Source organism: Actinoallomurus sp. NPDC052274, assembly GCF_040679475.1.
Lineage (GTDB): Bacteria > Actinomycetota > Actinomycetes > Streptosporangiales > Streptosporangiaceae > Actinoallomurus > Actinoallomurus liliacearum.
The window spans coordinates 43,463-53,546 of the sequence record NZ_JBFAUT010000060.1; the positions used below are offsets into that span (position 1 = coordinate 43,463).

Genomic DNA, 10,084 nt, shown 5'->3' on the forward strand with positions numbered 1-10,084 from the left:
TTGGCGGCCGATCAATCAGTACTGCTCTCTACCGAGAGGATGCCTCGCAATGAAGAAGGGTCTACTGGCGGGCGCGGCGGTCACCGCGTTCGCGATTTCCGGTCTCGGGCTGGCCGGCACCGCGTCGGCGGCGCCGGTCTCCGCGGCGACCGACTACTGTCACCTGACGGTCAAGGCGAAGACCAACACCAGGATCCACAAGAAGCCCAGCATGTCGACGAAGGGCAACCCCGTCCTGGGTGTGTTCCTCAAGGGCCACAAGGCCTGCTCGCCCGGTGCGCAGCAGGGCGGCGGGTACAAGTTCTCGGGCAGCTGCAAGACGTACGGCACGAACCACTACTGGAACGCCCTCTACAAGAAGAAGAGCGGCAAGTGGGTCCGGATCGGTTACGTTCCCAACAGCTGCACCACCTGGAAGCTCACCAAGTAGGACCGCCTGCCGCCACCAGGGGACGGCCGCTCCTGGTGGCGGCATCTTGGCCCATTCCCGGATCTCCGCCGCCCGCGACATTCGATTCGGGGCGGCCGTCACCGGTGCCGGTTCGGGTGCCCCGGCATGCGGGAGGCCGCCGGCAGGCGGAATCTCGGAATGGCGGACCAAGGCCGGGGCGGGGAGTGGCATTGATGCGCGTTCCCATATTGCTCGAATAAGCGTGCGGCCGGCCTGAGAATCGGTTCCGGCTCGTATGCCGCCCGCGTCTTCGCGGTCGTCCGGCATCCAGATCATCGAGTACGGATCAAGGTCGGCGACGCAGGAGGCGCAGTGCCTTCTCCTTCTCGAAGTCCAGGGCGCGCGCCGGCGGCGCCGACAGCCGGCCGACGCGCTCGCCGAGCTCCCGGACGCCCGCCCGTACCTCCGGGTCGGCCAGCACGCGCAACCCGAACGCGAGCTCCGCGGGGCTGATGTCGTACCTCCGCTCCAGCGCCAGCGCGAGCGCCACGGCGCGCAGCTCGGCCTCGCCGAAGCGGCGGTGCCCCTGCCGCTCGCGGGTCGGCGGCAGGAGGCCGAGGGTCTCGCGGTAGCGGAGCATGCGGGGGGACGTGCCGAGTCGCCGTGCGGCCTCCGTGATACGCATGGGCACCATTCTGACAAATCAGTGTTAGATACGGCGCCTGCCTCGTGCGATCCTCAAGCGGCCCCGCCTAGACTCGCTGTGAAACCGAATCCCAGGGAGCAAACGAACCATGGACTACAAGGTCGCCGACCTGTCGCTGGCGGCGTTCGGCCGCAAGGAGATCCAGCTCGCCGAGCACGAGATGCCGGGTCTCATGGCGGTCCGCGAGGAGTACGCCAAGGACCAGCCGCTGCGCGGCGCGAAGATCATGGGCTCGCTGCACATGACCATCCAGACGGCCGTGCTGATCGAGACGCTGGTCGCGCTGGGCGCCGAGGTCCGCTGGGTGAGCTGCAACATCTTCTCCACCCAGGACCACGCCGCCGCCGCGGTGGTCGTCGGCCCGAACGGCACCGCGGAGGACCCGCGGGGCGTCCCGGTGTTCGCCTGGAAGGGCGAGACGCTGGAGGAGTACTGGTGGTGCACCGAGCAGGCGCTCACCTGGCCCGGTGGTGACGGTCCCAACATGATCCTCGACGACGGCGGCGACGCCACCCTGCTCGTCCACAAGGGCGCCGAGTACGAGAAGGCCGGCGCCGTGCCCTCCGCGGCCGAGGACGACCCGGAGGAGTGGAAGGTCATCCTCGACCTGCTGCACCGCACCGTCGACGGCTCCGGCAGGTGGACCGCGATCGCCGAGCGCATCAAGGGCGTGACCGAGGAGACCACGACCGGCGTGCACCGCCTCTACGAGATGCACAAGAACGGTGCGCTGCTGTTCCCGGCGATCAACGTCAACGACTCGGTCACCAAGTCCAAGTTCGACAACAAGTACGGCTGCCGGCACAGCGTCATCGACGGCCTCAACCGCGCCACCGACGTGCTGATCGGCGGCAAGGTCGCCGTCGTCTGCGGCTACGGCGACGTCGGCAAGGGCTGCGCCGACGCGCTGCGCGGCCAGGGCGCCCGCGTCATCGTCACCGAGATCGACCCCATCTGCGCGCTGCAGGCCGCGATGGACGGCTTCCAGGTCACCACGCTCGACGACGTCGTCGACATCGCCGACATCTTCGTGACGACGACCGGCAACTTCAACATCATCCGCGCCGACCACATGGAGCGGATGAAGCACCAGGCGATCGTCTCCAACATCGGCCACTTCGACAACGAGATCGACATGGCCGGCCTGGCGAAGATCCCCGGCATCGTGAAGGAAGAGGTCAAGCCGCAGGTCCACACCTGGACCTTCCCGGACGGCCACTCGATCATCGTGCTGGCCGAGGGCCGGCTGATGAACCTCGGCTGCGCCACCGGCCACCCGAGCTTCGTGATGTCCAACTCCTTCACCAACCAGGTGATCGCGCAGATCGAGCTGTTCACCCGCACCGAGAACTACCCGATCGGCGTGTACACCCTGCCGAAGCACCTCGACGAGAAGGTCGCCCGCCTGCACCTCGACGCGCTCGGCGTCAAGCTGACCAAGCTCACCAAGGAGCAGGCCGCCTACATCGGCGTCGACGTCGAGGGCCCCTACAAGTCGGACCACTACCGCTACTGAGGTCTACCTCGTCGTGACGTACGACATCGCGGACCCCGGACTCGCCGAGTCCGGGGTCCGGCGCATCGAGTGGGCCGACCGGTCCATGCCCGTGCTGCGGCGCATCCGCGAGCGCTTCGCCGCCGACCGTCCCCTGGACGGCCTGCGGGTCGCGGCGTGCATGCACGTCACCACGGAGACCGCCAACCTGATCCGTACGCTCCAGGCCGGCGGCGCCCAGGTGGCCCTGGCCGCCTCGAACCCGCTGTCCACCCAGGACGACACCGCCGCCGCGCTGGTCCACGAGTACGGCGCCGCGGTGTTCGCCCGGCAGGGGGTCGACCGCGACGGGTACTACCGGCACATCCACCAGGCGCTCGAGATCGCCCCCGACCTCGTCCTCGACGACGGCTGCGACCTGGTCAACATCCTGCACACCGAGCGCCTCGACCTGCTCGACGGCGTACGCGGCGGCTGTGAGGAGACCACCACCGGCGTCATCCGCCTGCACCAGATGGCCCGCGAGGGCGCGCTGCGCTTCCCGATGGTGGCGGTCAACGACACCGACACCAAGCACATGTTCGACAACCGGTACGGCACCGGCCAGTCGACCCTCGACGGCATCGTCCGCGCCACCAACACGCTGCTGGCCGGCAAGACGATCGTCATCGCCGGGTTCGGCTACTGCGGCCGCGGCCTGGCCGAACGCGCCCGCGGCATGGGCGGCCGCGTCGTCGTCACCGAGATCGACCCGGTCAAGGCGCTCGACGCCGTCCTGCAGGGCTACCGCGTCCAGCCGATGGCGCAGGCCGCCGAGCACGGTGACGTCTTCATCACCGTCACCGGCAACCGGGACGTCATCCGCGCCGAGCACCTCGCCCGAATGAAGGACGGCGCGATCCTCGCCAACTCCGGCCACTTCGACGTGGAGATCGACGTACGCGCGCTGGCCGACCTCGCCGTGGAGATCCACCGCGACGTACGCCCGCAGGCCGACGAGTACGTCCTCGCCGACGGCCGCAGGCTCGTCCTGCTCGCCGAGGGGCGTCTCGTCAACCTCGCCGCCGCCGAGGGCCACCCGGCGGCCGTCATGGACATGTCCTTCGCCGACCAGGCCCTCACCTGTGAGTGGATCGCCGGCCAGGACCTGGTCCCCGGCGTGTACGACGTCCCAAAGGAGATCGACACCGAGGTCGCCGGCCTGAAGCTGGCCTCCATGGACGTAGCGATCGACGCCCTCACGCAGTCCCAGGAGGACTACCTGTCCTCCTGGCGCCAGGGCTCCTAACATCGCGTCGCACTGGCGTTCGCTGCGTCTAGAGCGCAGCGAACGCCAGGAATCTGTACGTGGCCGTTGGGTTGAGTCAGGCAGCAAGAGAACCCCCGGCAGACGGCGCGGGGGCTCTCTCGCTGCTCAGCTGTTGACGACGGCGACTTCGACACAGGCGTCTTGCTGCTGCGAGCGCAACGCCTTGCGCCAGTCGATCTCGTGGGTCACGTCTCGGGGTGAGTCCATGGGCGCACGTTCTCTAGTAGTGGGCTGATTAGGTTTCGGTGACCTCGGTGGCCAGCTTCGAGATCGTAGCCTCTGGGCTCAGAGCCTTCCCGATGAGACGACGGAAGACACGTTCGTACCGCTTTACGTCCTTGTCTTCTTCGATGAGAAGCTCGCCCGCGATCGTCGGGACGTAGACGGCGGCGGGATCGCCCTCGAAGGACAGGATCGTGAACGCTCCACCGGTGCCCGGGTGCGGGCCGGCATCGTACGGCAGGAGCTGAACGATCACGTGCGGCAGGTTCGCCAGCTCGATCAGCCGCTGCATCTGCTCGCGCATGACCTTCGGGCCGCCGACCGGTCGGCGGAGCGCCGCCTCATCGATGATCATCTGCAGGCTCACCGGATCGTCAGCGGTCAGGATCTGCTGGCGTTCGACCCGAATCTGGACGCGTTTTTCGATCTCCGCTTCGTCGATCTCGGCCGGTCCCTCTTTGATGAGGGCGCGAGCGTACGCATCGGTCTGTGCCAGGCCGGGGACGACCGCCAGCTCGAAGGTGAGCACCTCGGCCGCTTCGGCTTCTAGGCCGATGTAGGTGGAGTACCGCTCGGACAGCATCTCGCGGTAGGCGTGCCACCAGCCTTTCTGGCGGCCTTCGCGTGCCCAGCGCAGGAGTTCCTCGCGCTCGCGGGTGTCGGTGACGCCGTAGATGTCGAGCAGGTCCTGAACGTCGCGCGGGTTGGGCCGCACCCACTGAGCGTCTTCGATCCAGCGTTGTTTCGCCTCGGACCAGTTCGCCTGCTCGGCGACCTCGATGACGCTCAGCCCTTTCACGGCGCGGAGGCGTCTGAGCTCGGCGGACAGGCGGCGTCGGCGCAGAGTCGGGCTGCGACGTTCTGGCATGGGGGCGATGGTATCGACCGTCATTCCGCCCCCTCTCGTGAAACGGCCATACGCCTCAAACCATGAGGCTTAAGGCATGGGCTTGAAACTTTAGGGCCCAAGGTTCATCGTAAGGGCTACTACTCGGCCTGCCGGGCCTACCCGCCCCGGCACGACTACAGCGAGTTGATCTCCTGTGACACCCGATCCCGCGGTCGTCGCCGACCGCTCCCCATATCCCCCCGCATCGGTGCCCGTGCGTCTTTCGCTGCACGTCCGGCGTGACGCCGTCCGTCAGGCTCGGCGTTTCGTCGCCGACGCCGTGGCCGGGCACCCCTACGACTCCTACGAGGTCGCGCTGCTGGCGTCGGAGTTGACGACCAACGCGATACGCGCCGCCGAGGCCATGCACCCCTCCTGCCCGGAGGACATCCGGCCGATCAGCGTCGAGCTGACCGTCACCGATCGGTACGCGCATCTGGCCGTCAGCGACCCCGGCACCGAACCGCTGCCCGCTCAGCAGCACGGTGGCCTGCTCGCCGAGCGCGGGCGCGGCCTGGCCATCGTCGACCAGCACGCCGCCGCCCGGTGGGTCACCTGCACCGACCACGGCAAGACCGTGCACGCCCTCATCACCGCACCCGGCGTCATCCTGACGGCCGCTGAACTGGCTCTGCTCCGGGAGGCGTCGTGATCCGGCGGCTCCTCGCCTGCCTCGGCATCCTGATCGTCAGACCCGACCGGTCGGCGTGGCCGTCTCCGCCGCGTCGGCGCGAGCCGCCGGATCCGTCTCCTGCCCAGCTCGCCGAGATCCAGGACCTGTGCTCCCAATGGCTGGTCATGTGGTGCTGGTACCGCCGCGAGTACGCCGCCATCGCCAGGTTCGGCTCCGAACCGACGATCATCTACGACCGAAACCCCCGGCATTTAGTGTTCCAATGCCGCGCAGCCGAACTGGCGATGCCGATCCCATGAGCATGCACGCGTCGCGCTGGCGTTCGCTGCGCCTAGAGCGCAGTGACCGCCAGGGATCATTGAGCCAGGCCGCCTTGGACGTACGGCCACGCGGCTCGCATCCGGCTCGCGGGACTTCGCCGTCGTGGTGGTCACATCGCCGCCGTTGCTGCCGGGGCAATGACCGGTTTGCCGGTCCTGGTGGGTCCATACTGGCGCCGACGTGACGGATGATCCGGCCGGATGGCTCCACGCTCGGATCGGCCGGGCGTAAAGCTCGGGAACGCACGCGTGGGCGGGTGGCTCGTCCCGATATGGGGGCCGATCTTGGCGGCTTCGCCGAGCATTGTGCACGGCTCCATCCACGAAGCACACCTGCAGGGCGGCGTTCCGCCGGGTCGGGAGCGGCAGCCTGACGGGGTTTCGATCGGCACCCGGTTCGGTCCGTCGCGTAGATTCTGGGCATGCCGCGCGGTACGTACGTTCATGAGCCCGGGGTCGAGGAGCGGTTCGCCTGTGACCTGGACGGCGGCGGCTGGCGCTACACCGCCGAGCGGTCCGACGGCGGCACGATCGAGCTGGTCGCCGACAGCCGCTGGCGGCCCGCCCGGCTCCAGGTGACCGTCGGCGAGCACGTCCTGCGGGGCGGCGCCGTCGGCGCCGAGCTCATGTGGGTGACCGCGGGACGGGAGCACGCCGCGCGGGCCACCGGCTTCCTCGGCGAGTCGCCGGGCCTGCTGGTCGCCGTGGCCCGGTCGCTGCGCCTGGCCGAGCGCGAGCGCGTCGACCTGCGGATCCTGCTCGTCACCGCACCGTCCCTCGCGGTCCGCACCGTCCCGCAGCGCTGGTCCCTCGCCGAGATCGCCTGGCACGACGCCGACGGCGAACGCGTCCCGGTGGAGCGCTACGAGATCACGGATCTGGAGACCGGGGAGGTGTCGGAGTTCCACCTGGCCGGCGACGTGGTGGTGGCAGCTCCGGGTATCGAACTGGTCAACCTTGAGAATCCCCCGAATTTTTCCTAAGAACTTCTGACAACCTCGGGGTCATGTGCGGTGTCATACCGATCATGAAACACGTGTTCGTCGGCGTCGGTGTGGTCGGTCTCCTCAGCGGCGGGCTCGTCGTGGCGTCCGGGGGCTCGGCGATGGCCAAGTCCGATCTCACCCTCAGCGCCGCGCACAAGGTGATCCATCGGGGCCAGCCCCTGCATCTGGCCGGATCGGTCGGCGACGACGCCGGGCTGCGGCGGACCAGGTTCTGCCTGCAGGTCCGGGACGCCGGGCACTGGAGCCAGCTCGGCGAGTGCGTGGAGCCGTACCGCGCCGACGGCTGGACCGCCGTCTTCGGGTTCGACACCCGCCTGCTCACGCGCGGCAAGTACTCCTTCCGTGCCGTCGGGGTGGGCCTGCGGCACAAGAAGCACGTGATCTACGGCCCCTCCCCGACGGTCCACGTCACGGTGCGCTGAACCGTCTCGGGGCCTAGTACTCCTAACCTCGTCAGCGGCCAGCGAGGCGGAGCCGCAGATGTCTGCCGTCTCGAGAGAGACGTGCGGCGATGGAGAAGATCCGCAAGCGCAGACGTTCGGGCTCCCGGCATCGGGCGGGGAGGCCACCGAAGTCGAGCATCTGGGCCCAGGCGGTCAGCTCACTGGCGAGGCGACCAACTCGCACCAGAGCTGATTCTGGGCGAAGCCGTGCAGGGGAGGTTCCGCATGCCGGGGTCTTTGGCGCCGCGGATGCGGTCTTCGCAGCGGGCCCCGCATGCGGTGGCGTACTTCCAGGTCGGCGAGCTGCACGTGCTTGGCGCCGGGGCGGCGGATCGTCACCGACCTTCAGGCGCAAGCCGATGCGGCCGGGTTGATCATCTTGGATGTCAGCGTGGACTCCGCGATCGCCCTGGGACATCAACACGACGCCGGGGCTCGTCCCCGGCCGGGTGGGCAGAAGATGCCTGCAGGCGAGGCGGTTCCCAAGCCAGACGACCACGCATTGGGACGCTCGCGCGGTGGGCCGACCACCAGCTGCACCTGAGCTGCGAATACCTGTCTCGGCTTCTCCCGCCGACCTCCGCAACGGCATCTGCGTACTTCAGTCAACCCGAGTCTGAGTTATCGGTCAAGGTACGTACGCAAGATGCTTCAAGGACGGTTTTCGTATTTGAGCTTCTGGTCCCTATCGCGATGATCCTTAGGTCTCTATCGTTGATCAACTACTGGGACTTAGTGTGCCTTGAATTCATCGAGTGGAGAGGATCCACCATGGAACACGGACGAAAGTCTGCCCCGCGGTCGGGCGTAGCCGTGGCGGTTACCGTGGCGGCGGCTGCCGTCGCCGTCGCCGTCGCGCAGCCCGCCGAGGCCGCAGGGAACGCCCCGACCAAGGAGGCGACGTCGATCGTCGACCTTACCGGCGTCTCGCAGGAGGCGCTGGCGTCGCTCGGTCGGTCCGCGCTGGCGCTCGCCGTCGCGCGACACCTCGACAGCGCGGGTGCGGTGGCCCCGGCCACGGCCTTCAACAGTGCGGTGGCTCCGGCTACGGCCTTCAACAGTGCGGTGGCCCCGGCCACGGCCTTCAACAGTGCGGTGGCTCCGGCCTGACCCCTTCATATATCCATGGCTCCGCTTCTCCCGTAGGAGGCGGTGGGACGATGTTGGGCTGATGCATTGATCCGGACGGTGGCGGACCATCGTCCGGATCCTCGGCCGCCTTTTGTTTGGAGCGAAACGTGACGGTTGATCCGGTGGATCTGCTGCGGCGATTTGAATGGCCCGACGGGGTCCTGCGGGTGGACGAATTCGAAGCCGCGGGCTGGCGGCCGGTGCCGTTCCAGAGTTTTGTGCTCAAGGTGCACAGCAGGTGCAATCTGTCGTGCGACTACTGCTATATCTACGAGATGGCCGACCAGTCCTGGCGGAACAGTTCGAAGGTCATGAGCGACGCCGTCATCGATCGTACTGCTGCCCGTATCGGCGAGCACGCCCGTACACACGGCCTGACGACGATCGACGTGGTACTGCACGGTGGTGAGCCTCTGCTCGCCGGCGCCGACGTACTGGGCCGAGTCGTTACAGCAGTACGTCGTGAGCTTCCTCTGTCGACGCAGCCGCAGTTCATAGTTCAGACCAACGGCATTCTTCTGGACGATTCAATGCTCGACGTGCTTTCCGCACACGACATCAATGTCGGTGTCAGTATCGATGGTAACGCCGAGGCGAATGACCGCCATCGCCGTTACGCCGATGGTCGTGGCAGCCATGAAGCCGTCCTCCGTGGTCTCAACGCACTCCGTGCCCCTTCCTACCGTCGCCTGTACTCGGGCCTGCTGTGCACGGTCGATCTCGCCAACGACCCGGTCGAGACTTACCGCTCGTTGGTGAGTCATGAGCCGCCGATGATGGATTTCCTGCTGCCCCATGGCAACTGGACGACCCCGCCCCCGGGGCGCGACGACGATCCGAGCCGTACGCCCTACGGGGACTGGTTGGTCGCGGCTTTCGACACGTGGTACGGCGAGACGACGCGGAAGACATCAGTACGGCTCTTCGAGGACGCCCTGAACCTGCTGTTCGGCGGCCACAGCACTTCCGAGCAGATCGGTATCGCGCCCGCCGGTGTGGTCGTGGTCGATACGGACGGCTACGTGGAGCAGGTCGACACTCTGAAGTCGGCCTACGACGGCGCCCCGGCCACCGGCTTCTCCGTACGCGACGCTCCGTTCGACGCGGCACTGCGTCACCCTTCGGTTGCGGCTCGTCAGTTGGGTATCCAGGGGCTGTGTGACGCCTGCCGCTCATGTCCTGAGAGAGACGTCTGCGGTGGCGGCTATTACACCCACAGGTACCGGGCGGGTAACGGGTTCCTCAACCCGACCGTGTACTGCGCGGACATGCTGCGTTTCGTGTCACATGTGCGCGGCAGGGTCAGTGCGGACATCGCGGCGTTGAAAGACGCGACGGCCTAGCTAGCCCGTGGGCGGGAGGAACCGCGGCGGGTTCGCGGCGCCGGGAGCGCCGCCGAGCCACTCCGGGACCGGCATGGGGCCGCCGCCGTAGGACGGGGGCGCGGGAGGCGGCCCGCCCACCGCGACGAAGGCCGGGCCGCCGGGCCGCCCCGGGCCGGGTGGAACGCTCACGGCGAGCGGCAGCCCGCGCCGGG

The 10,084-nt window shown here is 68.0% G+C and carries 11 protein-coding genes and 2 pseudogenes; 9 read left to right on the plus strand and 4 right to left on the minus strand.

What is annotated here, in order from left to right; translation table 11 throughout:
* Positions 1–49 precede the first annotated feature (49 nt).
* Complete coding sequence (locus AB0K82_RS36045; RefSeq protein ID WP_364405644.1) at positions 50–430, plus strand: hypothetical protein; 381 nt, start codon at positions 50–52, stop codon at positions 428–430.
* 307 nt (positions 431–737) lie between these two features.
* On the opposite strand, the gene AB0K82_RS36050 is transcribed toward AB0K82_RS36045, so the two are convergent.
* The gene (locus AB0K82_RS36050; RefSeq protein ID WP_364405645.1) at positions 738–1,076 is read right to left on the minus strand and encodes a MerR family DNA-binding transcriptional regulator; all 339 of its coding nucleotides are present in this window, start codon (positions 1,074–1,076) and stop codon (positions 738–740) included.
* A 109-nt stretch (positions 1,077–1,185) separates the two neighbouring features.
* On the opposite strand from AB0K82_RS36050, the gene ahcY (AB0K82_RS36055) reads away from it, so the two are divergent.
* Together ahcY (AB0K82_RS36055) and ahcY (AB0K82_RS36060) are read left to right on the plus strand one after the other, a co-directional pair.
* Complete coding sequence (gene ahcY / locus AB0K82_RS36055; RefSeq protein WP_364405647.1) at positions 1,186–2,613, plus strand: adenosylhomocysteinase; 1,428 nt, start codon at positions 1,186–1,188, stop codon at positions 2,611–2,613.
* Positions 2,614–2,626: 13 nt separating this feature from the next.
* A complete protein-coding gene (ahcY, locus tag AB0K82_RS36060) occupies positions 2,627–3,880 on the plus strand; it encodes an adenosylhomocysteinase (protein ID WP_364405648.1) in 1,254 nt (417 codons plus the stop codon).
* Between the two features lie 256 nt (positions 3,881–4,136).
* Here the strand turns inward: ahcY (AB0K82_RS36060) and AB0K82_RS36065 are convergent, their stop codons facing one another.
* Positions 4,137–4,991 (minus strand): helix-turn-helix transcriptional regulator, encoded by an 855-nt coding sequence (locus tag AB0K82_RS36065; RefSeq protein ID WP_364405650.1) that lies wholly within the window; start codon positions 4,989–4,991, stop codon positions 4,137–4,139.
* Between the two features lie 229 nt (positions 4,992–5,220).
* Between AB0K82_RS36065 and AB0K82_RS36070 the strand changes: the two genes are divergently transcribed.
* The 4 genes from AB0K82_RS36070 (at position 5,221) to AB0K82_RS36085 (ending at position 7,395) form a co-directional block, all read left to right on the plus strand.
* Positions 5,221–5,664 carry an ATP-binding protein gene (locus tag AB0K82_RS36070; RefSeq protein ID WP_364405652.1) on the plus strand — a complete coding sequence of 148 codons (444 nt, stop codon included), beginning with the start codon at positions 5,221–5,223 and terminating at the stop codon, positions 5,662–5,664.
* Positions 5,661–5,945 carry a hypothetical protein gene (locus AB0K82_RS36075; RefSeq protein WP_364405654.1) on the plus strand — a complete coding sequence of 95 codons (285 nt, stop codon included), beginning with the start codon at positions 5,661–5,663 and terminating at the stop codon, positions 5,943–5,945. The genes AB0K82_RS36070 and AB0K82_RS36075 overlap by 4 nt, the downstream gene beginning before the upstream one ends.
* Positions 5,946–6,388: 443 nt before the next feature.
* A complete protein-coding gene (locus tag AB0K82_RS36080) occupies positions 6,389–6,949 on the plus strand; it encodes a hypothetical protein (RefSeq protein WP_364405656.1) in 561 nt (186 codons plus the stop codon).
* 44 nt (positions 6,950–6,993) lie between these two features.
* Positions 6,994–7,395, plus strand: coding sequence for a hypothetical protein (locus AB0K82_RS36085; protein WP_364405657.1), 402 nt, complete (start codon positions 6,994–6,996; stop codon positions 7,393–7,395).
* A 31-nt stretch (positions 7,396–7,426) separates the two neighbouring features.
* Here AB0K82_RS36085 and AB0K82_RS36090 read toward each other — a convergent pair.
* Positions 7,427–7,722 (minus strand): annotated as a pseudogene (locus AB0K82_RS36090) (transposase); the annotation flags it as partial.
* A 465-nt stretch (positions 7,723–8,187) separates the two neighbouring features.
* Here AB0K82_RS36090 and AB0K82_RS36095 point away from each other — a divergent pair.
* Together AB0K82_RS36095 and AB0K82_RS36100 are read left to right on the plus strand one after the other, a co-directional pair.
* The gene (locus AB0K82_RS36095) at positions 8,188–8,526 is read left to right on the plus strand and encodes a hypothetical protein (RefSeq protein ID WP_364405659.1); all 339 of its coding nucleotides are present in this window, start codon (positions 8,188–8,190) and stop codon (positions 8,524–8,526) included.
* A gap of 128 nt (positions 8,527–8,654) precedes the next feature.
* A complete protein-coding gene (locus tag AB0K82_RS36100) occupies positions 8,655–9,890 on the plus strand; it encodes an FxsB family cyclophane-forming radical SAM/SPASM peptide maturase (protein ID WP_364405661.1) in 1,236 nt (411 codons plus the stop codon).
* Here the strand turns inward: AB0K82_RS36100 and AB0K82_RS36105 are convergent.
* Positions 9,891–10,084 (minus strand): annotated as a pseudogene (locus tag AB0K82_RS36105) (response regulator); the annotation flags it as partial. It lies immediately after the preceding gene.